The following is a 25,332-nucleotide window of genomic DNA, read 5'->3' as shown; positions in this document are numbered from 1 at the left end:
TCATCGCAATCGACAAAGTTTCGAGCCAGATAAATTTACTGAATCGTTAAAGCTTCGAGCAGACTAAACACGCTCTCCCCATGCAGCCATACGGGCCTTCAAGCCACCGGCATTGATGTATCAAGTTGTTACCAGAACGCACCAGATTCTGTTTTTGATGTCAGATATTTCGTCATTCGTTGAAAGATGAATGCCGCCCTCCAGCGTCGCTGGAGGAGCTCTTCCGCGGTCCAGGAGGCCGCCATGTATCGACGATTGCTACTCAGTGCGTTACTCGGCCTTACGCTTTCTGCGTGTGTGCCTTACTACGATGGAGGCCAGAGCTATTACCGCTCCGAGGTCTACACCGCACCGGCGCCGGTGTATTACTACGGCGGTGGCCCGACGTACCAATACCGTCGTGACTACTACCCCGCACCGCGTTACTACGCCCCTCCACCGCGTTATTACTCGGCACCGCGCTATTACGCGCCGGCGCCTCGCTACTACCCGGCAGGCCCAAGGGCGGGTTACCGGCCTTACCCGAACCAGGGCTGGGGTGATCACGGCGGTAATGGCGGGCATGGACGTGGAGGTGATCACGGCGGCGGCCGTGGCGGTCACCGTTGATCGATCAAATACGCAAACGGCGCAGGAAGCGCCGTTTTTTATGCCTGTAATCCCTCAGTAATCCGACAGATCCGCCAGCGGGTGCCGGCCTTCCCAGGCCTTGTTGAAATGCGCCCGCACCACGGCGTCGGGGATCGTGTTGATATCCGGCCAATGCCAGTGGGGTGTCTGGTCCTTGTCGATCATCCGCGCGCGCACCCCTTCGCTGAACTCCGGATGACGGCAGCAATTGAGGCTCAGGGTGTATTCCATCTGGAACACCTCGGCCAGCGACAGATGGCGAGCACGCTGGATCTGTTCCCACACTAAATGCGCGGTCAGCGGGCAGCCTTCGCTCAAGGTCTTGCCGGCGCGGCTGAACAGTGGGTCGGCGTGCTCGCGCAACAGGCTCAAGGCGCGCCAGGCACAGCGCACATCGCCGACATCCAGCCATGCATCGATCTGTGCCCGGCGCGGCAGCCATTGGGCTTCGGGTTGCTGGTCGACGGCTTCCTGGGCCAGGGCCTTGAGCAGGCTGTTGAGTTGCATCGAGGTTTGTTCCTGCCAGTTCAATTGCAGCAGGCCATCGAGCAGTTCGTCCTGTTGATCGTCGCGCAGGAAACGGTCGGCCAGGCCCAGGTCGAGGGCATCACGACCATTGATGTGCGCGCCGGTGAGGCCCAGGAACAGGCCGAGTTTGCCCGGCAGGCGCGACAGGAACCAACTGGCGCCCACATCCGGGTACAGGCCGATGCTGATCTCGGGCATGGCCAGGCGGCTGCTCGGCGTGACGATGCGCACCGCCGCGCTCTGCAGCAGGCCCATGCCGCCGCCCAGCACGTAGCCATGGCCCCAGCAGATCACCGGTTTGGGGTAGGTGTGCAGGCGGTAGTCGAGGCGGTATTCCGCCGCGAAGAACTGCGCAGCCAGGGCCGGCACTTCTCCTGGATGTTCACGGCAGGCCAGGGCCAGGCTGCGCACCTCGCCACCGGCGCAAAAAGCCTTGGGGCCGTTGCCGCGCAGCAGTACGCAGACGATGTTCGGGTCTTTGGCCCAGGCATCCAGGCGGTCGGCCAGGGCCAGGATCATTGGCAGGGAGAGGGCGTTGAGGGACTTTTCAGCGTCCAGGCTGGCGATGCCGATGCGGGCGCCGTCGCTGCCGGTCAGCTCTTCGAAGTGCAGGTTCATCGTGACCTCAATCGAGAAAGTGAAGGTTCAGTATGATCGCTTCGTGGGAAAGTGCCGATGGTGTGTCAGATCAATTGACAAGCGGGGTCGGCTTTCCTAGGGTTCGCCCATTCTTTTTCAGGCGACGACCACACTATGACCGAAGGCGACCGTATCAAACTCGAACCCAGCTGGAAACACGCCCTGCGCGATGAGTTCGAGAAGCCCTACATGGCCGAGTTGCGCGAGTTCCTGCGCCAGGAACATGCCGCCGGCAAAGAGATCTATCCGCCTGGCCCGCTGATTTTCAACGCGCTCAATTCAACCCCGCTGGACAAGGTCAAGGTGGTGATCCTCGGCCAGGACCCGTACCACGGTCCCGGCCAGGCTCATGGTTTGTGCTTCTCGGTGCAGCCGGGCGTGCCGACGCCACCGTCGCTGGTCAATATCTACAAAGAGCTCAAGCGCGACCTGAACATCGACATCCCCAACCACGGCTGCCTGCAGAGCTGGGCCGACCAGGGCGTGTTGCTGCTCAACACCACCATGACGGTGGAGCGCGCCAACGCCAATGCCCATGCGGGCAAGGGCTGGCAGTTCTTTACCGACCGGATTATCGAAGTGGTCAGCGAACACCAGCCGCACTTGGTGTTCCTGCTGTGGGGCGCGCATGCCCAGGGCAAGCAGAAGCTGGTGGATGCCACCAAGCACCTGGTGCTGACCTCAGTGCACCCGTCGCCGTTGTCGGCGTATCGCGGGTTTCTGGGCTGCGGGCATTTCAGCCGCACCAACAAGTTTCTTGAGCAAAATGGCGAGACGCCGATTGAATGGCGGTTGCCACCGCTCTAACCCTCGCCACCCCACTGCAGGCGCCGGCTTGCCGGCGATTGCAGTGTGTCAGCCAACCAAGTTGTCGACGGAGCCAGCGCCAGCGTCGGCAAGCCGGCGCCTAGACACGGCGGTTCCAGTGCCGGAACAGCGGCTCCGCCAGGAACAGCACAAATAGCAAGCGCATCACCTGCATTGCCGTCACCAACGGCACCGACAGTTGCAGGGTCTCGGCCGTGAGGCTCATTTCGGCAATGCCGCCAGGCATCATGCCCAGGGTCAATGAGCGCAGGTCCAGATGGGTCAAGGCGCTCAAGCCCACTGCCGCCAAAGTCGCCAGCGCCATGGTCAGGGCCGTGCCGATCAAGGTGCGGCCCATGAACGACGGCGCGCGGCGAAAGAACTGACGGTTGAAGTGGCAACCCAGGCCGCTGCCGATCAGCCATTGACCCATCTGGCTGCCGCCGTCGGGCAGGCCGATGTGCAGGTCCCACACCACGCTGGCCGTCGCACTCACCAGCAACGGGCCGAACAGCCACGGGTTTGGCTGGCGCAAGCGTTGCCATCCCCAGGCTACCAACGCCCCGAGCGGAAACAACAACGCCAGCCATGCCCAACTGACCGGTGCCGGATGAAACTGCGGCGCGCCGCCTTCAAGCAGGTACTTGAAGATTGCCGGCACGCACAGCACCACCACCAGCACGCGCAAACTCTGCCCCGCCGCGACCCGGCTGAGTACCGCGCCATTGCGCGCGCCGAGGTTGACCATCTCTCCGGAGCCGCCCGGCATGCTCGAGAAAAACGCGGTGGCGCGGTCTTCGCCACTGCGGCGCATCAACCACACGCCGACGATGCTCGACAGGCTGGTGACCAGCGCGCCGAAGAAGATCAGGCCGAAGTGGCTCATCACCTGCTCGATCACCACCGGGGTGAAGTGCAGGCCGATGCCGATCCCCACCACCCATTGGCCGCATTTGCGCCCGCCGGGAATTTCCGCCAATTGCCACGGCGTGAGGCAGCGCACCAGGATGATCGCCAGTAACGAGCCGACCATGTACGGCAACGGCCAGCCAACCAGGCTGGCCAGGTAACCGCCGGCCAGGCCGACCAGCGGTGTTCCCCACCATTGTTTGAAGGTGACCTCAGACATCAGCCACGGCACGACGCTGCAGGGCACGTTTGCGGTAGATGCGCACCAGTGGGAAGGCCAGCATCAGCGCTGTCAGTACCCACACACCGAAGGTGATCGGGCTCGACCAGAGGATGTCCAGCGCACCGTTGGAGATCGACAGCGCGCGGCGCAGGTTCTGCTCCATCAGGCCACCGAGGATAAAGCCCAACAGTACCGGCGACAGCGGGAAGTCCAGCTTGCGCAGGATGTAGCCGAAGATGCCGATGCCGACCATCAGGAACAGGTCGAAGGTGGTGGCGTGGACCGCGTACACACCAATCGCGGTGATGATCGCGATCACCGGCACCAGCGCCCAGTTCGGCACGGCGAGGATGCGCGTGAAAATGCGGATCATCGGGATGTTGAGGATCACCAGCATGATGTTGGCGATGAACAACGAGGCGATCAGGCCCCAGACGATGTCCGGTTGCTGTTGGAACAGCAGTGGGCCCGGCGTGATGTTGTACAGCGACAAGGCGCCGATCATCACCGCCGTGGTGCCCGAACCCGGTACACCTAGGGTCAGCATCGGCACCAGCGCGCCGCAGGCGGAAGCGCCGATCGCGGTTTCCGGGGCGGCCAGGCCGCGCATGTCGCCCTGGCCAAATTTGCCGCTGGCACCGGCCAGGCGTTTCTCGGTCATGTAGGCCACGGCCGAGGCCAAGGTCGCGCCGGCACCTGGCAGTACGCCCATGATGAAACCAAGCAGGCCGCAACGGATGTTCACTACAAACACCGCAGACGCTTCCTTCAGGTTGAACATCATCCGTCCGGTGGCCTTGACCGCTTCCTGGCCACGGTGGGTTTTTTCCAGCAGCAACAGGATCTCGCTGATGGAGAACAAGCCCAGCACCAGCACGACGAACTGGATGCCGTCGGTCAGGTGGATGTTATCGCCGGTAAAACGGTAGACGCCGCTGTTGGCATCAATGCCCACCGCCGAGAGAAACAGGCCGATCAGCGCCGCGACGAAGGTTTTCAGCGGTTTGTCGCCGGCCATGCCGCCCAGGCAGACAATCGCGAACACCATCAGGACGAAATATTCCGCCGGACCAAAGGCAATCGCCCATTTGGCCAGCAGCGGTGCAAACAGCACCATGCCGCAGGTGGCGATAAACGCGCCGATGAACGAGCTCCATGCCGACAACGACAGTGCCACACCGGCCAGGCCTTTGCGGGCCATCGGGTAGCCGTCGAGGGTGGTCATCACGGTGGACGCCTCGCCCGGGATGTTCAGCAGGATCGAGCTGATACGGCCGCCGTATTCGCAACCCAGGTACACGGCGGCGAGCAGGATCAGCGCCGATTCCGGCGGCAGGCCCAACGCGAAAGCGATCGGGATCAACAACGCCACGCCGTTGATCGGGCCCAAGCCCGGCAACAGGCCAACCACGGTGCCGATCAAGGTGCCGCACAGCGCGGTCACCAGGTTGTAGGGGGACAGCGCAACGCCGAAGCCCTGGCCCAAATAGCCAAAAGTATCCATGTCAGTTCTCCAGAACGTCGAGCAGGCCGAGGGGCAGCGGAACATCCATGGCTTTATCGAACAGCAGATAAAGACCAATGGCCATCAGGCTGACGATCACCACGCTGGGCAACCAGCGGCCGCCATACAGGCGCGCCATGGGGATACCGATCAGCATGCTGCTGAGGATGAAACCCAGTGGTTCGAAGGTGCCGGCAAACACAATCAGCAGGGCCACGCAGACGCCGATCTTGATCAGGGTCTGGCGGTCCAGCGCGGGTTCTTCCTCGGTGTGCTTGGTCGGCTGTGGGCGAAACAGCATGTAGATCAGCCCCAGGCTCATCAGCCCGAGCATCAGCAGCGGGTAGGCGCGAGGGCCGACCGGCTCGTAGGAAAATGCCGCCTGATACGGCCAGGCCATCAGGGCGAGGCCGGCACAGACCAGCAACATCACCGAGGCGAAAATGCGTTGTAAGAGCATAGGAAACTCCTGGGCCACTTTTGCAGGCGCGACACTGCTCGCGAAAAATGCCCGGACGCCGCGTGTGTCCAGCAGCACGCGTCGTCGTTGACGTTTTTCGCGGGCAAGCCCGCTCCCACAGAGGGGCGATTACTGGATCAGGCCGAACTCTTTGGCCAGCACTTTGTAGTCAGCCACCTGCTTCTTCACGTAGGTGTCCAGCTCCGGGCCGGTCATGGCGAACGGGAACAGCTCGCGCTGGTCACGCAGCTTGGCGAACTCGTCGGAGGCCAGCAGTTTGTCGAAGGCATCCTTCCACCAGGCGTAGTCGGCATCGCTGACTTTCGGCCCGAGGTAGAAGCCACGCACCACCGGCCAGACGATGTCGTAGCCTTGCTCCTTGGCGGTCGGAATATTCTTCATTTCCGGCTCGTCCAGGCGCTGTTCGGAGAACACCGCGAGCAGGCGCATGTCACCGCTGAGAATGTGCGGCATGGAGTCGGAGATGTCGGTACTGCCCACCTGGATATGCCCACCGAGCAGCGCGGTGGCGATTTCACCGCCGCCCTCGAGGGCCACATAACGCAGCTCACGCGGGTTGATCCCGGCGGCCTTGGCGATCAGCGCGGTTTGCATCCAGTCCTGGCTGCCGACGGTACCGCCGGAGCCGATCACGACGCTGCCCGGATCTTTCTTCAGGGCTTTGACCAGATCGTCGAGGGTCTTGTAGGGCGAATCGGCTTTCACCGCGATGGCCCCGTAGCTGGTGCCGACCGCTGCCAGCCAGCGCACGGCGCTCTCATCGAAGCGACCGAACTTGCCCTGGGCCAGGTTCAGCAGCGAGCCACTGGACCAGGCCACCAGGGTGCCGGCGTCCGCCGGGCGCTGCGCGACCACCGCGTTGTAGGCCACCGCGCCCACGCCACCAGGCATGTAGGTCACGCGCATCGGCTTGCTCAGCAGCTTTTCATTGACCAGCGCGCTTTGCGCCAGTTTGCAGGTCAGGTCAAAACCGCCGCCCGGGGAGGCCGGTGCGATGCATTCCGGGCGCTTGGGCTCGTCGGCGGCCAGCAGTTGGCCGGCGAACAGCATGCAGCCGGCGGCGAGGGCCAATTTACGCAGTGAAGGGGTCATGATGATCTCCGTCTTTGTTGTTATGAGTTGTTACTACCAAAGCGCGACGCTATAGCTGACCAGCAGGCGCATTTCATCCGCATCACGGGCTGAATAGTTGGAACGATAAGTCGCGTTGCGCAGGCGCACCGATACATCCTTGAACGTGCCGCTTTGCACCACGTAGCGGATCTCGCTGTTGCGTTCCCACTCCTTGCCGGTCTCGCCGTTCTTGAGCTTGATGTTGTCACCCGAGAGGTAACGGCTCATGAAGCTCAGGCCGGGAATCCCCAGTTTGGCGAAGTCGTAGTCGTAACGCGCTTGCCAGGAGCGCTCTTCAGCGCCGGCGAAATCGTTGATCTGCACGAAGTTGACCAGGTACGGATCGCTGCCATCCACATACGGGAAGGCACTGTCACCGGACATGTGCTGATAACCGGCGCTGAGCTTATGGCCATTGAGCGCATAGCTGAACAGGCCGTTGAGGGATTGGTTGTCGATCTTGCCGCCACGGGCACTGCCGGTGTCATCGCTGATCGCCAGGCGCAGGTCGGTGGCGAAGGTCCCGGGGCCCATCGGGCGCGCAGCGACCAGGCCGAGGAAGTGCTGGCGGTAGACATCATCGAGCTGGGCGAAGTGGTAGCTGCCGGTGATCTTGTCGGCGAACTTGTAGTCGGCACCGCCAAAGTTGAAGTGCTTGCCGGTGGCGCCACTGAGGAAGCGGCTGTTCTTGTTATTGAGGGCGATGTCCTCGTAGTTGGTGTCGTCGCGGTCCTTGGCCTTGTCGAGCCGGCCTGCGGTGAACACCAGGTTCTTGAATTCCTTGGAGGTCAGCAGACCGCCGTTGAAGGTCTGCGGCAGGATGCGCCCGTCGTTGGGCTTGAGGATCGGCAGTTCAGGGATCAGCGCCCCGATCTTCAACTCGGTGGCAGAGATTTTCACTTTGCCGGTCAGGCCCAGCTTAGAGTACTCGTTGGCGGCGCGGCCATCGTCATGGGTCGGCAGCAGGCCGGTGCCGGTGCGGTCGGGGCTGGAGTCGAGCTTGACCCCGAGCATGCCCAACGCATCCACGCCAAAGCCGACGGTGCCGTCGGTGTAGCCCGATTGCAGGTTGAGCATGAACCCCTGGGCCCATTCGTCGCGCTTGGATTGCTGCGCACTTGTGCCGTCGCGAAAGTCGCGGTTGAAGTACATGTTGCGGGTTTCCAGGGTCGCGCTGCTGTCTTCGAAGAAGGCAGCCTGGCTGAGCGGCGCAAAGCCGGCGAGGGCAGCGGCACTGGCAAGGGCGGTGTGGGTCAGGCGAGAAGAACGAACAGGCGGGCAAGCCTGGGGCTGTGTCGACAGCATCGTTGGGTACTCCGTTATTGTTCTTATTTTGGCGAAAACGCTTCGAGGCGTTTTTCGGGCGCTACGGATCAGGTAGCTCGATGGGCATGACCCACCGTGGCTGGATGCTAAAGGGCGAAGCTTTCACTAACCTTTCAGTTGTCTTTCAATGTTTTCGGGCTTCACAGGCCAGGCGGCGCCTGTAAACTGCCCCGCAAAGCGTGGCGTCGGCCATGCCCGAACGAGGTAGAAGTCCATGCGTGTCCTCCTGGTTGAAGACCATCTGCAGCTCGCTGAAAGCGTCGCCCAGGCGCTCAAGAGCACGGGTTTGACTGTCGATGTGTTGCACGATGGCGTGGCCGCGGACCTGGCCTTGAGCAGCGAGGAATACGCGGCGGCGATCCTCGACGTAGGCCTGCCGCGCATGGACGGATTCGAAGTGCTGGCGCGGTTGCGCGCCCGTGGAAAAAACCTGCCGGTGTTGATGTTGACCGCGCGCAGCGATGTGAAAGACCGCGTGCATGGCCTGAACCTTGGCGCCGACGACTATTTGGCCAAGCCGTTCGAACTGACGGAACTGGAGGCGCGGGTCAAGGCGCTGCTGCGGCGCAGCGTGCTGGGCGGCGAGCGCCAGCAGGCGTGTGGTGTGCTGGTCTATGACCTCGACACCCGCCGCTTCACGGTCGGCGGCGAACTGATGACCCTGACCTCCCGTGAGCAAGCGGTGCTTGAAGCACTGATCGCGCGACCGGGCAGGGTGATGAGCAAAGAGCAACTCGCCTCGCAGGTGTTCGGCCTGGACGAAGAGGCGAGCCCGGATGCCATCGAAATCTACGTGCACCGCCTGCGCAAGAAACTCGATGGCCAGCCCATCGCCATTGTGACCTTTCGCGGTCTCGGCTACCTGCTGGAAGCGCGCGATGCATAAGCCCAGCAGCCTGCGCTGGCGCCTGCTGTGGAACCTGGCGCTGTTGCTGGTGCTGCTGATGCTGGCCAGCGGCATGAGCGCTTACTGGAATGGCCGCGAGGCCGCCGATACCGCCTATGACCGCACCCTGTTGGCCTCGGCCCGTACCATCGCCGCGGGCCTGACCCAGGTGGACGGCACCCTCAGTGCCAATGTGCCTTACGTGGCCCTGGACACGTTCGCCTATGACAGCGCCGGGCGCATCTATTACCAGGTCAATGACATCGACCAAAAGCTGATTTCCGGCTACGAAAACCTGCCCGGCCCGCCGCCCGGCACGCCGCGAACCGATGATTACCCGGCACTGGCGCGTTTCTATGACGCCGTGTATCTGGGCCAGCCGGTGCGGGTGGTCAGCCTGCTCAAGGCGGTGTCCGAACCGAACATGAACGGCATGGCGGAAATCCGCGTGGCCGAAACCGATGAAGCGCGCGTGAGCATGGCCCGCAGCCTGATGGCCGACACCTTGCTGCGCCTGGGCATGCTCGCCATCGGCGCCTTGTTGTTGGTGTGGTTTGCCGTCAGTGCGGCACTGCGCCCGCTGGAGCGCCTGCGCACGGCGGTGGAAGAGCGCCAGCCCGACGATTTGCGGCCGCTGCCATTGGTGGAGGTGCAACATGAGTTCGGCCCGCTGGTGCGGTCCCTCAACCACTTCACCGAGCGCCTGCGCGGCCAGTTCGAGCGCCAGGCGCAGTTCATCGCCGATGCGGCCCACGAACTGCGCACCCCGCTGGCGGCGCTCAAGGCACGGCTGGAGCTGGGCCTGCGCAGCGACGCCCCGGCCACCTGGCGCAGCACCCTGGAAACCGCGGCCCAGGGCACGGACCGCCTGACCCACCTGGCCAACCAATTGCTGTCCCTGGCGCGTATCGAGAACGGCGCGCGGGCGATTGCCGAAGGCGGCGCGCAGTTGCTCGACCTCAGCCAGCTCGCCCGTGAGCTGGGCATGGCCATGGCGCCGCTGGCGCATGCGCGCGGCGTGGCGCTGGCCTTGGAGGCCGACGAGCCGGTGTGGCTGCGCGGCGAGCCGACCCTGCTCAACGAGTTGCTGAGTAACCTGGTGGACAACGCCCTGGCGCACACGCCGCCCGGCGGCAACGTGATCCTGCGGGTGACGGCGCCGGCGGTGCTGGAAGTGGAGGATGATGGCCCGGGCATCCCGCTGGATGAGCGCGACCGGGTGTTCGAACGCTTCTACCGACGCAGCCAGCAGGGCATGGGTTCAGGCCTGGGGCTGGCGATCGTCGGCGAAATCTGCCGCGCGCATCTGGCGCAGATCAGCCTGCATGATGGCGAGCTGGCGGGGTTGAAGGTGCGCGTGAGTTTTATCGCCGGTTGATCAATAGAACATCGAGCGCGCTTCATCCAGTTCCGCGCGCAAGCTGTCACTGTAGGGGTCGACCCGCAGCTTCTTGATCGCCGGCAGGGTGGACACCGGTACGCTCGCCAACGGGTGATCGGTGCCGCGATGGCAATACAGCACTGCGATCTGCACCAGGTCGATGTAGTCGAGGCTGGCGGAGTCGCGCTCCAGGTTCAAATATTGTCCCGGCAACTTTGCCAGCATTTCCGGGAAGTCCCAGCCACCGAGCAGTTTGTCGCCGAGCAGTGGGTGGATGCTGTCGATCACGTGGTTGAGGCTGACCGGGTCCGAGAGCAACTCGTAGTGGTCTTCGGCGTAGGTCAGGATCGGCAGCACGCCGATCTGGTGCACCAGGCCGCCGAGGGCTGCCTGGTCGGGCTTGAGCAGGCTGTGGCTGCGGCACAAGGCGTAACTCACGCCGGCCACTTCCAGGCTGCGGCGCCATACATCGCGCATCTTCTGTTCGACGGCTTCGGAGCGGGCGTGGAAGATCTGTTCCATCACCAGGCCGATGGCCAGGTTACTGCTGTAGTTGGTGCCCAGCCGCGTGATGGCGGTGTGCAGGTCGGTGACTTCCTGGGTCGCGCGCAACAGCGGACTGTTTACCACTTTGATCAGGCGCGCCGACAGCGCGGTGTCACGACCGATTACCTTGCTCAAGTGGCTGATGCTGATGTCCGGGTCTTCGGCGGCCTGACGGATGTTCAGGGCGACTTCCGGCAATGTCGGCAGAACCAGGTCATCGTTGTCGATGGCCGTCACCAACGCCTGTTGGACTTTTTCCGCCAGCTTGTTCATTCATGATCTCTAGGGTGTTGCAAAAAGGTACGGCGACTAACGCTGGATCTCTCGATCACGGTCGAGTTGGTAAGGCAGGTCGAGCAGCTGTAAACCGGGGCCTTCCAGGGTGCCAAGATGCACATCGCCACTATCGGCTGCTTCGGCTTGCAACACGGCCAGAAGTTCAATCACCTGGTCCGCTTTTGCCGCAATCACCACCTCGCCAATGGCGCTGTTGTGGCTGGGGGAAAACAGCGGGGTGCCTGGCTCGGGCATTTGCGCCGCATTGAGGCTCAAGCGGTACAGGCGGCGCTTGAGTTTGCCCAGGTACTGCATGCGCGCGACGATTTCCTGGCCGGTGTAGCAGCCTTTCTTGAAGCTGACGCCGCCCACGGCTTGCAGGTTGAGCATCTGCGGTATGAACAGCTCGCGCGTCTGGGGCATGACCTGGCCGATCCCGGCGCGGACCTGGCCCAGCAGCCATTCATTCAAGTCTGCTTGTTTCAATTGCGTGGCCAATTGGCTGCGCACGGCATCGGCATGCTCGGCGGGGACCCAGAGCTCACTGCGGCCGGGCGACACGCGAATGGCGATCAAGTGGTCGGTGCGGGCAACACTGTCGGTGTCGGCCGGCAGTTCCAGACCCAGGCTGGCGAGGACCTGATCGGCTTCGGCCAGGCCGAAACGCACCCAGGCGGCGCTTTCGTCGGTGAGCTTGGATTTGGAGAACACGGCGTATTTCTTCAGGTCCGCCAGTTGCGGCTCCAGCAACTCGGTGGCCATCGCCAGCAGCACGCCGTCACCTTGCAACACAATGCGAAAACTCGATTGCATCCGGCCTTTTTGCGTACAGCGCGCGCCGAGACTGGCCTGCGTGTCGCTCAGGTAATTGAGGTTGCAGGTCAGTTGGCCCTGCAGGAATTTGGCAGCGTCGGAACCACGGACGGCGAGAACGCCTTCGTGGGACAGGGGGCAGAAGAAAGCAGAGTCAGCCATGGGTCATCGCAGGTCAAAAAGTCATGGGTGCATCATAGAGGGGCGCCCGGCAAATGGATAGTTTCCGTATGGGGCGACCAAAGCCGACTGTTCCGGTGCCGTTCGGCCTGTATACTCGCGCTCTATTTGAGGAGCGCTCCATGGTCGAAGATGTAGAACTCAATCGCCTCTACTGGCACAGCCGTCGCGGCATGCTTGAACTGGACGTGTTGCTGGTGCCATTCGTCAGAGAGGTCTATTCAACCCTTAATGAGGTGGATCGCAACGTCTATGTCCGCCTGCTGGAGTGCGAAGACCAGGACATGTTCGGCTGGTTCATGGAGCGTGCCGAGTCGGAAGACCCGGAGCTGCAGCGCATGGTCCGCATGATTCTGGACCGTGTACAACCCAAGTAATCGTTTTGAATGCCGCTGGCAGGCCTCGCGGCTCTTGCTGGCGGCGTATCTTCTTGCCCAGGCGTTCGCCTTGGGTGCCCTGTTGGTGGTGGATCTACCGTTCGCCAGTCTGGGCATGCTGGTGTGCCTGGCTCACGCCGCCTGGGTTTTACCGCGCCATATCCTGTTGACTCACCGTTCGTCGATTCGTGGCCTGCGCCGTGACGAAGACGGCTGGCAGTTATTCAGCGACGAGCTGGGCTGGCACAGTGTGCAATTGCGTCCCGACAGCCTGGCGTTGCCGCTGATCGTGGTGCTGCGCTATCGGCTGAAGGGCCAATGGCGCGTGCGTTCACTCTGCGTGCCGAGGGATTCGCAGGCCGCCGATGTACACCGGCACCTGCGGGTTCGCCTGAAGTTCAGCCGGCGTAGGTGGTTGGCACCAGAATAGTGTCGCGCGCCTCGGGCAGCATCTGCGGGTAGTCGAGGGTGTAATGCAGGCCCCGGCTCTCCTTGCGCTCCATGGCCGAGCGGATCATCAACTCCGCCACCTGGGCCAGGTTGCGCAATTCGATCAGGTCACGGCTGACTTTATAGTTGCTGTAGAACTCATCAATCTCATCCAGCAGCAACCGCACCCGGTGCTGAGCGCGTGCCAGGCGTTTATTGGTGCGCACGATCCCCACGTAGTCCCACATGAAGCGCCGCAGCTCGTCCCAGTTGTGGGCAATGATCACGTCTTCGTCCGAATCGGTGACCTGGCTGGCGTCCCAGTGGGGCAGGGCGGCCGGCACGGGGATACGCGGCAGCTGTTCGAGAATGTCCGCCGCCGCCGAGCGGGCGTAGACGAAGCATTCGAGCAGCGAGTTGCTGGCCATGCGGTTGGCGCCGTGCAGGCCGGTGAAGCTGGTTTCGCCAATCGCATACAGCCCGGGCACGTCCGTACGGCCTTGCTGGTCGACCATCACGCCGCCGCAGGTGTAGTGCGCGGCGGGTACCACCGGGATCGGGCCTTTGGTGATGTCGATATTGAAGGCCAGGCAGCGCTCGTAGACGGTGGGGAAGTGCGTCTTGATGAAGGCTTCGGGCTTGTGGCTGATGTCCAGGTAGACGCAGTCGATGCCCAGGCGCTTCATCTCGTGGTCGATGGCGCGGGCGACGATATCGCGCGGGGCCAACTCGGCGCGTGGGTCGAAGCGCTGCATGAAACGTTCGCCGTTCGGCAGTTTCAAGTGCGCACCTTCGCCACGCAGGGCCTCGGTGATCAGGAAACTCTTGGCCTGGGGGTGATACAGGCAGGTGGGGTGGAACTGGTTGAATTCCAGGTTGGCCACCCGGCAACCCGAACGCCAGGCCATGGCGATGCCGTCGCCACAGGCGCCGTCGGGGTTGCTGGTATAGAGGTAGACCTTGGCTGCACCGCCGGACGCCAGGATCGTGAAGCGCGCACCATAGGTGTCGACTTCGCCGCTGGCGCGGTTGAGCACGTAGGCGCCGAGGCAGCGTTCGCCCGCCAGGCCCAGGCGCTTTTCGGTGATCAGGTCGACGGCGACGCGTTGCTCCAGCAATTCGATGTTGGGGCGTTGGCGTGCCTGTTCGAGCAAGGTCTTGAAGATGGCCGCGCCGGTTGCATCGGCGGCGTGGATGATACGGCGGTGGCTGTGGCCGCCTTCACGGGTCAAGTGGAATTCGAAGCCGCCGTCGTCAGTGCCTGCGTGCTCGTCACGGGTGAAGGGCACGCCTTGGTCGATCAACCACTGGATCGCCTCGCGGCTGTGCTCGACGGTGAAGCGCACTGCGTCCTCGTTGCACAGGCCGCCGCCGGCGTTGAGGGTGTCTTCGACGTGGGACTGCACCGTATCGGTGTCGTCCAGCACGGCGGCGACACCGCCCTGGGCCCAGAAAGTCGAACCGTTGGCCAGGTCGCCTTTGCTCAGTACGGCAATTCGCAGGTGGCGTGGGAGGGTCAGCGCAAGGCTCAAGCCGGCCGCGCCGCTACCGATCACCAGCACATCGTGTTGAAACTGTTGGCTCATTTGAAGGATTCCGCAAAAAGCGATCCACAGGGTTGGCGCAAACAGGACGCCCGGATCGGCGAATCAAAGGGTCACACGGGCCACTAGTATATAGAGGGGGGGAGCGGCACAATAGCCGGGCATTCGTGGCAATGTGAGATTACGGTGCGCGGCTCGGGTTAAAATCGGCTGGTTATTGAGATGGGAACTTTTTGCATAAGCCCCGACTCAATAGCAGGTTGCCCGAAAGCTGGGAAAACGTTGAGTTTATTGGCCCGTCGGGAGCATTGGACGCGTCAGAAAACCGACGACAAGATTATTCGCGCAGTCGGCATTGCCCGTGCTGCGTTTTTCGTGTGTGCCAAATCAGTGCATGCCGGAAACTTGCTTGGAGGGGGAGAACTTTTGCGAAAAGTCCGAGTCTATGTTTGCAAGCCTGATCGTTTAGTTATGCAAGCCTCCTTCAAGTACAACGAGGAGTGTTCATGCTAACCCAGGAAGAGGATCAGCAGCTGGTCGAGCGCGTTCAACGCGGCGACAAGCGAGCTTTTGATCTGCTAGTGCTGAAATACCAGCACAAAATTCTCGGGTTGATCGTGCGTTTTGTGCACGACACCCATGAAGCGCAGGACGTTGCACAGGAAGCCTTTATCAAGGCGTACCGTGCACTTGGCAATTTTCGCGGTGATAGTGCGTTTTACACGTGGCTATACCGCATCGCCATCAACACGGCGAAGAACTATCTGGTGTCTCGCGGGCGCCGCCCACCGGATAGTGATGTAAGTTCAGAAGATGCAGAATTTTACGATGGTGACCACGGCCTCAAAGATCTGGAGTCGCCGGAGCGTGCATTGCTGCGCGACGAGATCGAAGGAACCGTTCATCGCACAATTCAGCAACTGCCAGAAGATTTACGTACGGCGTTAACTTTACGTGAATTCGATGGTCTGAGTTACGAAGACATTGCGAGCGTCATGCAGTGTCCGGTGGGGACTGTAAGGTCACGGATTTTCCGGGCCCGGGAAGCCATCGATAAAGCCTTGCAACCGTTGTTGCAGGAAAACTAAAGACAGCGGCGACAGCCAAGAGAGGAACCGCCATGAGTCGTGATGCCCTGCAGGAATCGCTGTCCGCAGTGATGGATAACGAAGCGGATGAACTGGAACTTCGTCGAGTGCTCAACGCATTTGATGATGCCGAAACCCGTGATACCTGGTCTCGTTACCAAGTCGCTCGGGCGGTGATGCACAAGGATCTTCTAATCCCTCGTCTGGATATTGCTGCGGCCGTTTCTGCCGCGCTGGCTGATGAAGCCGTTCCGGCAAAAGCTGCTCGTGGTCCTTGGCGTAGCCTGGGTCGCCTGGCAGTTGCTGCCTCGGTGACTGTTGCCGTGTTGGCCGGTGTTCGCCTGTACAACCAGGACGAAATCGCCGGTGTCGAACTGGCCCAGCAGACTCAGCAACCGGTCATGGCCGGTCCGCAAGTCAAAGGCCCAGCGGTATTGGCCGGCTACAAGGAAAGCTCTGACACCACCGGCCCTATGGCCAACGGTGTGTTGCAAGGGCAATCCGGCTGGCAGGACCAGCGTCTTCCAGGCTACCTGCGCCAACACGCACAGGAATCGGCCTTGAAAGGCACTGAAAGCGCTCTGCCATATGCACGTGCTGCAAGCCTGGAAAACCGCTAAACCGTCAAGGAGCCCTATGCGCGCCATACCGCTCCTTACGCTTTTGCTCAGTGGTTGGTTTGCACTCCCCGCCCATGCCGATGAAGCCCAAGACTGGCTGACTCGACTTGGGCGTGCAGAGCAGCAGCAAAGCTTTAAAGGTACGTTTGTCTACGAACGTAACGGCAGTTTTTCCACCCATGACATCTGGCATCGCGTCCAGGATGGTCAGGTCCGTGAGCGGCTCTTGCAGCTCGATGGCTCTGCCCAGGAAGTCGTGCGTCTGGACGGCCGTACTCAATGTGTCAGCGGCACTCTGGTCGCAGGCCTTGGCAATTCGCGTGATGCACCTTCACGCGCGCTGGATCCGCAAAAACTCAATCAATTCTACGAACTGGCCGTCATCGGCAAATCGCGCGTGGCCGGTCGGAATGCGGTAATCGTTTCGATAACGCCGCGTGATCAGTACCGTTATGGCTTTGAGCTGCACCTGGACCGTGAAACCGCGTTGCCGCTCAAGTCCTTGCTGCTCAATGATCAGGGCCAATTGCTGGAGCGTTTCCAGTTCACCCGCTTGGATACTTCCCTGCCCGATGATCACGACCTGCAGCCCGGCAGCGACTGCACGCCGGTCAGCGTCGCCAAGACTCAGGCACCGCAAGCCCAGTCTGTCGAGGCGTGGCACCTGGAGTGGTTGCCGCCGGGGTTTCAGCTGAGCAACAGCAGTGTGCGTAAAGACACGCAAACCAAGGCAACCGTCGAAAGCCTGATGTATGAAGATGGCCTGGCGCGCTTCTCGGTGTTTCTGGAGCCCATCAGCGATGTAAGCGTCACGGAAACCCGCACTCAGTTGGGCCCGACGGTGGCCGTGTCCCGTCGCCTGAATACGGTAGACGGCGAAATGATGGTGACGGTTGTCGGCGAGATTCCTATCGGTACGGCCGAACGTATCGCGCTGTCAGTGCGCGGTGAAAAAAAGCCAGTCACCCAGCCGTGAGCCGTTAATCCTATGTTCATCCTGACCTTTCACTGTGTATCCACGCCAGGTTGGCTGCCGAGAGCATGAAATGTCCGGATCAGCATTTTCACTTGCAAAAATCTCTCATGTTTTTTATAGGTCAGGGCTTGTCGGCTCTGGCCTTGTTTTGTTCGCGGAACAAAGATGTCGGTCGCAGTTTTCGGCGTTTCTTGAACCCTGTCGCTCAACCCTGCTCGTCGTAACGGGAGCTGTATGTCGATACCACGTTTGAAGTCTTACCTATCCATAGTCGCCACGGTGTTGGTGCTGGGTCAGGCCTTGCCTGCGCAAGCGGCCGAGTTGCCTGACTTTACCCAATTGGTTGAGCAAGCCTCGCCTGCCGTGGTGAACATCAGTACCACGCAGAAGCTGCCGGATCGCAAAGTCTCCAACCAGCAGATGCCTGACCTCGAAGGCCTGCCGCCGATGCTGCGCGAGTTCTTCGAGCGCGGCATGCCGCAGCCACGCACGCCCCGTGGCGGCGGTGGCCAGCGTGAAGCGCAATCCCTGGGGTCGGGCTTCATCATCTCGCCGGATGGCTACATCCTCACCAACAACCACGTGATTGCCGACGCCGACGAGATTCTTGTGCGCCTGGCCGATCGCAGTGAGCTCAAAGCCAAGCTGGTGGGAACTGACCCACGTTCCGATGTGGCGTTGTTGAAGATTGATGGCAAGGACCTGCCTGTGCTGAAGCTGGGTAAATCCCAGGACCTGAAAGCCGGTCAGTGGGTGGTCGCCATCGGTTCGCCATTCGGTTTTGACCACACCGTGACCCAAGGTATCGTCAGTGCTATTGGCCGCAGCCTGCCCAACGAAAACTACGTGCCATTCATCCAGACCGACGTGCCGATCAACCCGGGTAACTCCGGTGGCCCGCTGTTCAACCTGGCGGGCGAAGTGGTGGGGATCAACTCGCAGATCTACACCCGTTCCGGTGGCTTCATGGGCGTGTCCTTCGCTATCCCGATCGACGTGGCAATGGATGTTTCCAACCAGCTGAAAAGCGGTGGCAAGGTCAGCCGTGGCTGGTTGGGCGTAGTGATCCAGGAAGTGAACAAGGACCTGGCTGAATCCTTCGGCCTCGACAAGCCGGCCGGTGCCCTGGTCGCGCAGATCCAGGACGACGGCCCGGCTGCCAAGGGTGGCTTGCAGGTTGGCGACGTGATCCTGAGCATGAACGGCCAGCCGATCATCATGTCGGCTGACCTTCCACACCTGGTAGGTGCACTCAAGGCCGGCAGCAAGGCCAAGCTGGAAGTGATTCGTGAAGGCAAGCGCCAGACAGTTGAGCTGACCGTTGGCGCCATCCCTGAAGAGGGTGCGACCCTGGATGCCCTGGGTAACACCAAGCCGGGTGCCGAGCGCAGCAGCAACCGCCTGGGTATTGCCGTGGCCGAGCTGACTGATGAGCAAAAGAAATCCTTCGACCTCAAGAGCGGCGTAGTCATCAAGGAAGTGCAGGATGGTCCGGCAGCCTTGATCGGCCTGCAGCCAGGCGACGTGATCACTCACCTGAACAATCAGGCGATTGACTCTACCAAGCAGTTCACCGACATCGCCAAGGCGCTGCCGAAGAATCGCTCGGTGTCGATGCGCGTGCTGCGTCAGGGCCGTGCCAGCTTCATTACCTTCAAGCTGGCCGAGTAACCGCCAGCTCAATAAAAAGCCCCGCCTTCGGATGACGAAGGCGGGGCTTTTTTGTGGGCGATGGGTTTAGCTCATCATTCCCTTGACCAGGCGTTCCTGTTCGATCAGCTCACGTTGGCGCGCATCGATGCGTGACGACAGCGGGAAATTGTTGCCGGCGCGTCGCTTGGCAAAGTCCAACTGCTGAATGGCCTGCTGGAAATCGCCCACCAGGGCAAAGTATTCGGCACGCGCCTGGTGCAGGCCGATGATATTGCCGGACAGGCCGCGCGTCTCGGCAACCTGATACCAGACATCCGGATCGTCCGGACGAGACTTGAGCAATGCGTCGAGGGCTTTTTCTGCATCGGCGGTGCGGTTCTGCTTGAGCAGCAGATCCACTCTCACCTGATTCAACGGATAGTTGCCCGGATACTGGGTCAACATCTTATCGGTGCGCTGCTGCGCGTCCGGCAGGTGGTTGTTGTCGATGTCCAACTGGATCTGGGCCAGGTTGTAGGTGATGTCAGTGGGCGCCTTGGCCAGCAGCTGCGCGAGGTTTTCCCGCGCCTCCTTGAATTGCGAGCCCTTGATCTGGGCGATGGCCAAGCCATAGCGTGCCACGTCGTTTTTAGGGTTCTCATCCAGCTGTGCCTGGAAGCGCTTGGCAGCGAGCCCGGACGTATCTTCGTATTGCAGCTGCACGCGGGCGCGAATCAGTTGATAACGCAGGCTGTCTTCCTTGCCGCCGGGCTTGGCTTGCTCGGCGCGGTTGCGGGTGTCGGCGATCCGCGATTCGGTGACCGGGTGCGTCAGCAGGAATTCAGGCGGCTTGGCATCGAAACGGTACTGGCGCATCAGGCGTTCGAACATGGTCGGCATGGAACGCGGGTCGTAACCGGCTTTTTCCAGGTTGAGGATACCGATGCGGTCTGCCTCTTGTTCGTTCTGGCGCGAGAAGCGCCGTTGTTCCTGGATCGCAGCGGCCTGGGTACCGGCAATTGCGGCAATCCCCGCATCACCTGCGCCGGCAGCAGCGGCGATGATGCCGCCCAGCAAGGCCGCCATCATCGGGATCTGCATGCGCTGTTGCGCCTCAACGCCACGAGCAAAGTGGCGCTGGGACAAATGCGCCAATTCGTGTGCGAGCACCGAGGCGTATTCGCCCTCGGTCTGGGCATTGAGAAACAGGCCGCCGTTGACCCCGACAATCCCGCCGGGTGCGGCAAAGGCGTTCAATTGCGGGCTGTTGATCAGGATGAACTCCAGGCGCCGGTCATTCACCTGGCTGGTCTCTACCAGCTTGTACACGCTGGTTTCGACATAATCCTTGAGTTGCGGATCATTAAGCTGTGAGACCTGGCCGCGCAGATAGGCCAACCAGGCGCGCCCCAGTTGGTATTCCTGTTGTGGCGAGACAATGGCAGAACTGGCGTCGCCAAGTGACGGCAGGTCATCGGCGAAGCCCGGGGAGGCCAGCAGGCAAGCCAGCGTCAGCAGGGTAGGGCGCAAAAAAGTCATGCACAGAGCCTTTCGACAAAGAGCTTACTGTAGCCGGACACTGAGCTTCGGACCAGATATTCTAAGCAGCCCGAATGCGTGCCTGGAGTAAAACCATGACCGACGCTGTAGCCTTTGATGCCGAACTCGATGCCAGTGGCCTCAATTGCCCGTTGCCCTTGCTCAAGGCCAAGCTGGAGCTCAATCGATTGGCCAGTGGTGCAGTGCTCAAGGTCATTGCCACCGACGCGGGCTCCCAGCGTGATTTCCGTACCTTTGCCAAGTTGGCGGGCCATACCCTGCTACATGAAGAAGACGCCGCCGGTGTGTACCGTTACTGGTTGCGCAAGGCCTGAACCGTTCGCCCCCACCACCCGAGGTTGATTGATGTTCAAAGTGTTACGAGACTGGATCCAGCGCTACTTCTCCGACGAAGAAGCGGTGGTGCTGGCGGTCCTGCTTTTCCTGGCCTTTACGGCCGTGCTGACCTTGGGCGGCATGCTGGCGCCGGTACTGGCGGGGATGGTGCTGGCTTACCTGATGCAGGGCCTGGTCACCACCCTGGAGCGCCTGCGACTGCCGGGCGGCGCTGCCGTGGGCCTGGTGTTCGCCTTGTTCATGGGCTTGCTCGTGGTGTTTATCGTGGTGGTGTTGCCGTTGCTGTGGCACCAACTGATTACCCTGTTCAACGAACTGCCGGGCATGCTCGCCAAGTGGCAATCACTGTTGCTGCTGCTGCCGGAGCGTTACCCGCACCTGGTCTCGGATGAGCAGGTGCTGCAGGCCATCGAAGCGGCGCGCGGCGAGATCGGAAAATTCGGGCAATGGGCACTGACCTTTTCCCTGTCCAGCCTGCCGTTGCTGGTCAACATCATGATCTACCTGGTACTGGTACCGATCCTGGTGTTTTTCTTCCTCAAGGACCGCGCGATGATCGGTCGTTGGGTGAGCGGCTACCTGCCGCGCGAGCGGGCGCTGATCACGCGGGTGGCCGAAGAGATGAACCGCCAGATCGCCAATTACATCCGTGGCAAGGTCATCGAGATCATTATCTGTGGCGGCGTGACCTACATCGCCTTTATCGCCTTGGACCTGAACTACGCGGCATTGCTGGCGTTGCTGGTAGGGGTGTCGGTGGTCGTGCCGTACGTCGGTGCGGTGGTGGTGACGGTGCCGGTGATGTTGATCGCCTTGTTCCAGTGGGGCTGGAGCGACCAGTTCATCTACCTGATGGCGGTGTACGGCATTATCCAGACCCTGGATGGCAACGTGCTGGTGCCGCTGCTGTTCTCAGAGGCGGTCAACCTGCACCCGGTGGCGATCATTTGCGCAGTGCTGTTGTTCGGCGGGCTGTGGGGGTTCTGGGGCGTGTTCTTTGCCATTCCCCTGGCGACGCTGTTCAAGGCGGTGCTGGATGCGTGGCCGCGGCAGGAGCCGGTGGTGGCGCCGCTGCTTTAAACGTGGCGGGGGATTGAAGGCGCCATCGCCGGCAGCTCGCTCCTACAGGGAAATGCGTTACAACTGTAGGAGCCGGCTTGCCGGCGCTGACAATCCAAAGGTCGCAGCAGCAATCAAGCCTTGTTCAAAGCCTGCGCCGCCGCCAACACCGCATCCACATGACCCGGCACTTTCACGCCACGCCATTCCTGGCGCAGCACACCTTCGCTATCGATCAGGAAAGTGCTGCGATCCACGCCCAGGTATTCCTTGCCGTACAGCTTCTTCAGCTTGATCACATCAAACAGTTGGCAAACCGCTTCGTCCTTGTCGCTGATCAGCTCAAAGGGGAATTCCTGCTTGCCCTTGAAGTTCTCGTGAGACTTCACACTGTCGCGTGACACGCCAAACACCTCGGTGTTGGCGGCCTTGAATGCCGCGTACTGGTCACGGAAACCCTGGCCTTCGGTGGTGCAGCCCGGGGTGCTGTCCTTCGGGTAGAAGTAGATCACCACCTGCTTGCCCTTGAGAGCGGCGAGGCTGAAGGTCTGGCCGCTGGTGGCCTGGGCTTCGAAATCGGCTACGGGTTTGTCGATGACTACCGCCATGAAAAAACTTCCTTACATTGGGTTCTGTGGGCGCCACGGCTCGATCAGTGCGTCGAGGTTCAAGGCATCGGCAAAGTCCAGGAACTGGTCGCGCAACCAGCTGATCTGCACGCCGGCCGGCAAGGTCACGGTGAACGTGGCGTTGAGCATGGTGCCGCCGGTTTGTGGCGCCTGGTAGGTGTCGCAGGTGAGGTTCTCCAGTTCGACGTTGTGGTCGATAAAGAACTGGCACAGCTCATTGACGATGTCCGAGCGGTAGGCCGAGCTCACGTACGCTACATAAGGCAGGGCCTGGGGACGGTTCTCCAGGGCGGCGCTGCGCACCACATTGACGGTGAAGTCGTGCTTCTTGGCCAGGCCCGGCAGGCCGGTTTCCAGGCGCGCGAGGGCATCCCAGGTGCCGGAAATCTGCAGCACCAGCGCACTGCACTCGCCGTGGCGGGTCAAGCGGGAAGTCACGACGGCGCAGCGGTTTTCATGGCTGGCGCGGCACAGGACGTTGGTCAGCTCCATGGGGTTGGCGCCGAGGGCACTGATAACAAGGAATTGTTCGCGAACTGTGGGGGTGGACATGCAGCCTTCCTAAAACGATGAGCGGTCGATACTGTGAGGGCCGTATCGATCAAAGGATGAAGGGTAGCGAAAAGCGTCGCCAAGGGATAGGAGGTGGCGTTTTCATTGCGTGAACGGCGGAATTTTCTCGGGCTTGCGGCCGTACTTTGGCCCAATGATGGCATTGCCCGTCGTTTAGTTGCTCCGGAACGCATCGTCAGGCGGTACTTAGCTTGTACAAGCATCTTGGCGCCAGTACCATTACGGCTCTCTTTTTCCGGCAGGAGCGGTTGCATGATTGCGGGCAGTATGGTGGCACTGGTCACACCCATGGATGCACAAGGTCATCTCGACTGGGACAGCCTGGGCAAACTGGTGGACTTCCACCTGCAAGAAGGCACCAACGCCATCGTGGCGGTCGGCACCACAGGTGAATCGGCCACCCTCGATGTGGAAGAACACATCCAGGTGATCGAATTCGTGGTCAAGCGCGTCGCGGGCCGCATTGCCGTGATCGCCGGTACGGGCGCCAACTCGACGCGTGAAGCGATCGAGTTGACCAGGAACGCCAAGAAGGCCGGCGCCGATGCTTGCCTGCTGGTGACCCCGTACTACAACAAGCCGACCCAGGAAGGCCTGTACCAGCACTTTCGCACCATTGCCGAAGCCGTGGACATCCCGCAGATCCTCTACAACGTACCCGGCCGCACTGCCTGCGACATGAAGGCCGAGACCGTGATCCGCCTGTCCACCGTGCCGAACATCATCGGTATCAAGGAAGCCACCGGCGACCTGCAGCGCGCCAAGGACATCCTGGCCGGCGTGAGCAGCGACTTCCTGGTGTATTCCGGTGACGACGCCACTGCTGTCGAGCTGATCCTGCTGGGCGGCAAGGGCAACATCTCGGTCACCGCCAACGTGGCCCCGCGTGCCATGAGCGAAATGTGCGCCGCCGCCATCGCCGGCGACGCCGTGACCGCCCGCGCGATCCACGAGAAGCTGATGCCGCTCAACAAGACACTGTTTATCGAATCCAACCCTATTCCCGTGAAATGGGCACTGTTCGAGATGGGCCTGATGCCGGACGGTATCCGTCTGCCGCTCACCCGCCTCAGCGACGCCTGTCACGAACCGCTGCGACAGGCCCTGCGCCAGTCCGGCGTCCTGGTTTAATTGAGGAAGCACTACGCATGAAGCGATTGGCCGGACTTTCCGCACTTGCCTTGATTATCTCCAGCACCAGTGGCTGCGGTTGGATCTGGGGCCCGGAAGGCTACTTCCGTGACCGCGGCAGCGATTACCTGGAAGCACAAGCAACCAAACCGATGCAACTGCCGCCGGACGTCAATGTCGCCAAGCGCCTTGACCCGTTGCTGCCGATTCCACGCAATGTGGCCGACGACACCACCAAGGGTGAGTACGTGGTACCACGTCCACAGCCGATCTCGGCCGTGGCGGATGCCAGCGACTACAGCCTGCAGAAGAGCGGCGATTCGCGCTGGATCATGGCCCAGCGTCCACCTGCCGAAGTCTGGCCGGTGGCGGTGCAGTTCTTCCAGGACAACGGCTTCCGTATTGAAGAGCAGCGTCCACAGACCGGTGAATTCACCACTGCATGGCAGCACAGCAGCGAACTCTCCGCCAGCATGGCCAAGCGCCTGCAGGCCGGTGGTGTAGCCGCTGACAGCGAAGCCCGTGTGCGGGTGCGCATCGAGCCTGGCGTGCAGCGCAATACCAGTGAAGTCTACGTCGTCAGCGCCGAGCGTCCTGCCGGCAGCACCGCCAACGTCGATTTCACCAACCGTTCGGTCAACACCGGTGTCGACTCGGCACTGGTCGACGAGATGCTGGCCAGCATGAGCCGCATTTCCGAGAAGGGCGGTTCCGTCTCCCTGCTCGCCGCACGTGATTACGACACCCCGAGCCGCGTCAGCCTCACCGAAGACGGCAGCGGCAACGTGGTGCTGAACCTGGGTGAAGACCTGGACCGTGCCTGGGCCAGCGTTGGCCGTGCCTTGGAGCAGGGCCCATGGCGTGTTGAAGACATCAACCGCAGCCTGGGCCTGTACTACATCAACGTGGCCGAAAAAGCCGAGCGCAAAGATGAAGAGCCAGGTTTCTTCGGCAAATTGTTCGGCAGCAAGCCGACCAAGGAAGAGATCGAGACCCGCGCCGAGCGCTACCAGGTTCGTTTGAGCAAGGTTGGCGAAAGCGTACAAGTCACCGTCGAGAAGAACATCAATACCGTTGCGCCAGCTGAAACAGCGCGCAAAGTGTTGGGCGTGATTCAGGACAACCTGGGCTGATCC

At 61.6% G+C, this 25,332-nt stretch carries 26 protein-coding genes; 14 read left to right on the top strand and 12 right to left on the bottom strand.

Annotated features, from left to right (window positions below; genetic code table 11):
• Positions 1-243: 243 nt before the first annotated feature.
• Positions 244-609: a hypothetical protein gene (locus AC07SI_RS21895; RefSeq protein WP_083221300.1), complete on the top strand. Its 366-nt coding sequence runs from the start codon at positions 244-246 to the stop codon at positions 607-609.
• A 54-nt stretch (positions 610-663) separates the two neighbouring features.
• Here the strand turns inward: AC07SI_RS21895 and dspII are convergent, their stop codons facing one another.
• Complete coding sequence (gene dspII, locus AC07SI_RS21890; protein ID WP_495006494.1) at positions 664-1,776, bottom strand: enoyl-CoA hydratase/isomerase DspII; 1,113 nt, start codon at positions 1,774-1,776, stop codon at positions 664-666.
• Positions 1,777-1,911: 135 nt separating this feature from the next.
• Here dspII and ung point away from each other — a divergent pair, with 135 nt between their 5' ends.
• Positions 1,912-2,604, top strand: coding sequence for a uracil-DNA glycosylase (gene ung / locus AC07SI_RS21885; RefSeq protein ID WP_065899415.1), 693 nt, complete (start codon positions 1,912-1,914; stop codon positions 2,602-2,604).
• A 100-nt stretch (positions 2,605-2,704) separates the two neighbouring features.
• Here ung and AC07SI_RS21880 read toward each other — a convergent pair whose 3' ends face one another.
• From AC07SI_RS21880 to AC07SI_RS21860, 5 genes are all read right to left on the bottom strand, one after another.
• A complete protein-coding gene (locus tag AC07SI_RS21880) occupies positions 2,705-3,733 on the bottom strand; it encodes an AbrB family transcriptional regulator (RefSeq protein WP_495006493.1) in 1,029 nt (342 codons plus the stop codon).
• Positions 3,726-5,240, bottom strand: a complete 1,515-nt coding sequence (locus tag AC07SI_RS21875; protein WP_065899413.1) for a tripartite tricarboxylate transporter permease — start codon at positions 5,238-5,240, stop codon at positions 3,726-3,728. Before AC07SI_RS21875 ends, AC07SI_RS21880 begins: the two co-directional genes overlap by 8 nt.
• Before the next feature lies 1 nt (position 5,241).
• Positions 5,242-5,700 carry a tripartite tricarboxylate transporter TctB family protein gene (locus AC07SI_RS21870; RefSeq protein WP_065899412.1) on the bottom strand — a complete coding sequence of 153 codons (459 nt, stop codon included), beginning with the start codon at positions 5,698-5,700 and terminating at the stop codon, positions 5,242-5,244.
• Positions 5,701-5,829: 129 nt separating this feature from the next.
• A complete protein-coding gene (locus AC07SI_RS21865) occupies positions 5,830-6,813 on the bottom strand; it encodes a Bug family tripartite tricarboxylate transporter substrate binding protein (protein WP_065899411.1) in 984 nt (327 codons plus the stop codon).
• A gap of 33 nt (positions 6,814-6,846) precedes the next feature.
• Positions 6,847-8,139, bottom strand: coding sequence for an OprD family porin (locus AC07SI_RS21860; protein ID WP_065899410.1), 1,293 nt, complete (start codon positions 8,137-8,139; stop codon positions 6,847-6,849).
• Between the two features lie 235 nt (positions 8,140-8,374).
• Between AC07SI_RS21860 and AC07SI_RS21855 the strand changes: the two genes are divergently transcribed.
• Complete coding sequence (locus AC07SI_RS21855; RefSeq protein WP_010212220.1) at positions 8,375-9,046, top strand: response regulator; 672 nt, start codon at positions 8,375-8,377, stop codon at positions 9,044-9,046.
• Entirely contained in the window at positions 9,039-10,424 is a 1,386-nt protein-coding gene (locus tag AC07SI_RS21850; protein ID WP_065899409.1) for a sensor histidine kinase, read from the top strand. Before AC07SI_RS21855 ends, AC07SI_RS21850 begins: the two co-directional genes overlap by 8 nt.
• Here AC07SI_RS21850 and AC07SI_RS21845 read toward each other — a convergent pair whose 3' ends face one another.
• Together AC07SI_RS21845 and ygfZ are read right to left on the bottom strand one after the other, a co-directional pair.
• A complete protein-coding gene (locus AC07SI_RS21845; RefSeq protein ID WP_065899408.1) occupies positions 10,425-11,246 on the bottom strand; it encodes an HDOD domain-containing protein in 822 nt (273 codons plus the stop codon). It lies immediately after the preceding gene.
• 36 nt (positions 11,247-11,282) lie between these two features.
• A complete protein-coding gene (gene ygfZ / locus AC07SI_RS21840; protein WP_120447841.1) occupies positions 11,283-12,224 on the bottom strand; it encodes a CAF17-like 4Fe-4S cluster assembly/insertion protein YgfZ in 942 nt (313 codons plus the stop codon).
• 140 nt (positions 12,225-12,364) lie between these two features.
• Between ygfZ and AC07SI_RS21835 the strand changes: the two genes are divergently transcribed.
• On the top strand, positions 12,365-12,619 hold the full coding sequence (locus AC07SI_RS21835) for an FAD assembly factor SdhE (RefSeq protein ID WP_010563680.1): 255 nt from the start codon (positions 12,365-12,367) through the stop codon (positions 12,617-12,619).
• Positions 12,603-13,049 (top strand): protein YgfX, encoded by a 447-nt coding sequence (locus tag AC07SI_RS21830; protein ID WP_495006492.1) that lies wholly within the window; start codon positions 12,603-12,605, stop codon positions 13,047-13,049. The genes AC07SI_RS21835 and AC07SI_RS21830 overlap by 17 nt, the downstream gene beginning before the upstream one ends.
• On the opposite strand, the gene nadB is transcribed toward AC07SI_RS21830, so the two are convergent.
• Positions 13,018-14,634, bottom strand: a complete 1,617-nt coding sequence (nadB, locus tag AC07SI_RS21825; RefSeq protein ID WP_495006491.1) for an L-aspartate oxidase — start codon at positions 14,632-14,634, stop codon at positions 13,018-13,020. The genes AC07SI_RS21830 and nadB overlap by 32 nt on opposite strands.
• 464 nt (positions 14,635-15,098) lie before the next feature.
• Here nadB and rpoE point away from each other — a divergent pair, with 464 nt between their 5' ends.
• The 4 genes from rpoE to AC07SI_RS21805 all read left to right on the top strand — a co-directional run bounded on the left by rpoE (position 15,099) and on the right by AC07SI_RS21805 (position 18,947).
• Complete coding sequence (gene rpoE / locus AC07SI_RS21820; RefSeq protein WP_003172477.1) at positions 15,099-15,680, top strand: RNA polymerase sigma factor RpoE/AlgU; 582 nt, start codon at positions 15,099-15,101, stop codon at positions 15,678-15,680.
• A gap of 32 nt (positions 15,681-15,712) precedes the next feature.
• Complete coding sequence (locus AC07SI_RS21815) at positions 15,713-16,300, top strand: sigma-E factor negative regulatory protein (RefSeq protein WP_495006490.1); 588 nt, start codon at positions 15,713-15,715, stop codon at positions 16,298-16,300.
• 16 nt (positions 16,301-16,316) lie between these two features.
• Complete coding sequence (locus tag AC07SI_RS21810; protein ID WP_065899404.1) at positions 16,317-17,276, top strand: MucB/RseB C-terminal domain-containing protein; 960 nt, start codon at positions 16,317-16,319, stop codon at positions 17,274-17,276.
• Positions 17,277-17,510: 234 nt separating this feature from the next.
• Entirely contained in the window at positions 17,511-18,947 is a 1,437-nt protein-coding gene (locus AC07SI_RS21805; RefSeq protein ID WP_065899403.1) for a DegQ family serine endoprotease, read from the top strand.
• Positions 18,948-19,013: 66 nt separating this feature from the next.
• Here the strand turns inward: AC07SI_RS21805 and AC07SI_RS21800 are convergent, their stop codons facing one another.
• Positions 19,014-20,447: a M48 family metalloprotease gene (locus AC07SI_RS21800; protein ID WP_065899402.1), complete on the bottom strand. Its 1,434-nt coding sequence runs from the start codon at positions 20,445-20,447 to the stop codon at positions 19,014-19,016.
• A 95-nt stretch (positions 20,448-20,542) separates the two neighbouring features.
• Between AC07SI_RS21800 and AC07SI_RS21795 the strand changes: the two genes are divergently transcribed.
• Positions 20,543-20,782: a sulfurtransferase TusA family protein gene (locus AC07SI_RS21795; protein ID WP_010212198.1), complete on the top strand. Its 240-nt coding sequence runs from the start codon at positions 20,543-20,545 to the stop codon at positions 20,780-20,782.
• Positions 20,783-20,813: 31 nt separating this feature from the next.
• Positions 20,814-21,884, top strand: a complete 1,071-nt coding sequence (locus AC07SI_RS21790; protein ID WP_065899401.1) for an AI-2E family transporter — start codon at positions 20,814-20,816, stop codon at positions 21,882-21,884.
• 113 nt (positions 21,885-21,997) lie between these two features.
• On the opposite strand, the gene AC07SI_RS21785 is transcribed toward AC07SI_RS21790, so the two are convergent.
• Together AC07SI_RS21785 and AC07SI_RS21780 are read right to left on the bottom strand one after the other, a co-directional pair.
• A complete protein-coding gene (locus tag AC07SI_RS21785) occupies positions 21,998-22,471 on the bottom strand; it encodes a peroxiredoxin (protein WP_025855402.1) in 474 nt (157 codons plus the stop codon).
• A 12-nt stretch (positions 22,472-22,483) separates the two neighbouring features.
• The gene (locus AC07SI_RS21780; RefSeq protein WP_003172487.1) at positions 22,484-23,044 is read right to left on the bottom strand and encodes a glycine cleavage system transcriptional repressor; all 561 of its coding nucleotides are present in this window, start codon (positions 23,042-23,044) and stop codon (positions 22,484-22,486) included.
• A gap of 273 nt (positions 23,045-23,317) precedes the next feature.
• Between AC07SI_RS21780 and dapA the strand changes: the two genes are divergently transcribed.
• Both dapA and bamC read left to right on the top strand, forming a co-directional pair.
• Complete coding sequence (gene dapA, locus AC07SI_RS21775; RefSeq protein WP_065899400.1) at positions 23,318-24,196, top strand: 4-hydroxy-tetrahydrodipicolinate synthase; 879 nt, start codon at positions 23,318-23,320, stop codon at positions 24,194-24,196.
• A gap of 17 nt (positions 24,197-24,213) precedes the next feature.
• Positions 24,214-25,329, top strand: a complete 1,116-nt coding sequence (gene bamC, locus AC07SI_RS21770) for an NlpB/DapX family lipoprotein (protein WP_065899399.1) — start codon at positions 24,214-24,216, stop codon at positions 25,327-25,329.
• Positions 25,330-25,332 lie beyond the last annotated feature (3 nt).

This window comes from Pseudomonas sp. GW821-FHT05D12, assembly GCF_059419825.1.
Note: the sequence above shows the minus strand (reverse complement) of the source record. Positions and strands in the feature narration are given on the sequence as shown.

Coding starts and splice junctions, on each gene's coding strand:
- AC07SI_RS21895 (WP_083221300.1), top strand. CDS start 244: ATGTATCGACGATTGCTACTCAGTGCGTTACTCGGCCTTACGCTTTCT.
- dspII (WP_495006494.1), bottom strand. CDS start 1,776: ATGAACCTGCACTTCGAAGAGCTGACCGGCAGCGACGGCGCCCGCATC.
- ung (WP_065899415.1), top strand. CDS start 1,912: ATGACCGAAGGCGACCGTATCAAACTCGAACCCAGCTGGAAACACGCC.
- AC07SI_RS21880 (WP_495006493.1), bottom strand. CDS start 3,733: ATGTCTGAGGTCACCTTCAAACAATGGTGGGGAACACCGCTGGTCGGC.
- AC07SI_RS21875 (WP_065899413.1), bottom strand. CDS start 5,240: ATGGATACTTTTGGCTATTTGGGCCAGGGCTTCGGCGTTGCGCTGTCC.
- AC07SI_RS21870 (WP_065899412.1), bottom strand. CDS start 5,700: ATGCTCTTACAACGCATTTTCGCCTCGGTGATGTTGCTGGTCTGTGCC.
- AC07SI_RS21865 (WP_065899411.1), bottom strand. CDS start 6,813: ATGACCCCTTCACTGCGTAAATTGGCCCTCGCCGCCGGCTGCATGCTG.
- AC07SI_RS21860 (WP_065899410.1), bottom strand. CDS start 8,139: ATGCTGTCGACACAGCCCCAGGCTTGCCCGCCTGTTCGTTCTTCTCGC.
- AC07SI_RS21855 (WP_010212220.1), top strand. CDS start 8,375: ATGCGTGTCCTCCTGGTTGAAGACCATCTGCAGCTCGCTGAAAGCGTC.
- AC07SI_RS21850 (WP_065899409.1), top strand. CDS start 9,039: ATGCATAAGCCCAGCAGCCTGCGCTGGCGCCTGCTGTGGAACCTGGCG.
- AC07SI_RS21845 (WP_065899408.1), bottom strand. CDS start 11,246: ATGAACAAGCTGGCGGAAAAAGTCCAACAGGCGTTGGTGACGGCCATC.
- ygfZ (WP_120447841.1), bottom strand. CDS start 12,224: ATGGCTGACTCTGCTTTCTTCTGCCCCCTGTCCCACGAAGGCGTTCTC.
- AC07SI_RS21835 (WP_010563680.1), top strand. CDS start 12,365: ATGGTCGAAGATGTAGAACTCAATCGCCTCTACTGGCACAGCCGTCGC.
- nadB (WP_495006491.1), bottom strand. CDS start 14,634: ATGAGCCAACAGTTTCAACACGATGTGCTGGTGATCGGTAGCGGCGCG.
- rpoE (WP_003172477.1), top strand. CDS start 15,099: ATGCTAACCCAGGAAGAGGATCAGCAGCTGGTCGAGCGCGTTCAACGC.
- AC07SI_RS21815 (WP_495006490.1), top strand. CDS start 15,713: ATGAGTCGTGATGCCCTGCAGGAATCGCTGTCCGCAGTGATGGATAAC.
- AC07SI_RS21810 (WP_065899404.1), top strand. CDS start 16,317: ATGCGCGCCATACCGCTCCTTACGCTTTTGCTCAGTGGTTGGTTTGCA.
- AC07SI_RS21805 (WP_065899403.1), top strand. CDS start 17,511: ATGTCGATACCACGTTTGAAGTCTTACCTATCCATAGTCGCCACGGTG.
- AC07SI_RS21800 (WP_065899402.1), bottom strand. CDS start 20,447: ATGACTTTTTTGCGCCCTACCCTGCTGACGCTGGCTTGCCTGCTGGCC.
- AC07SI_RS21795 (WP_010212198.1), top strand. CDS start 20,543: ATGACCGACGCTGTAGCCTTTGATGCCGAACTCGATGCCAGTGGCCTC.
- AC07SI_RS21790 (WP_065899401.1), top strand. CDS start 20,814: ATGTTCAAAGTGTTACGAGACTGGATCCAGCGCTACTTCTCCGACGAA.
- AC07SI_RS21785 (WP_025855402.1), bottom strand. CDS start 22,471: ATGGCGGTAGTCATCGACAAACCCGTAGCCGATTTCGAAGCCCAGGCC.
- AC07SI_RS21780 (WP_003172487.1), bottom strand. CDS start 23,044: ATGTCCACCCCCACAGTTCGCGAACAATTCCTTGTTATCAGTGCCCTC.
- dapA (WP_065899400.1), top strand. CDS start 23,318: ATGATTGCGGGCAGTATGGTGGCACTGGTCACACCCATGGATGCACAA.
- bamC (WP_065899399.1), top strand. CDS start 24,214: ATGAAGCGATTGGCCGGACTTTCCGCACTTGCCTTGATTATCTCCAGC.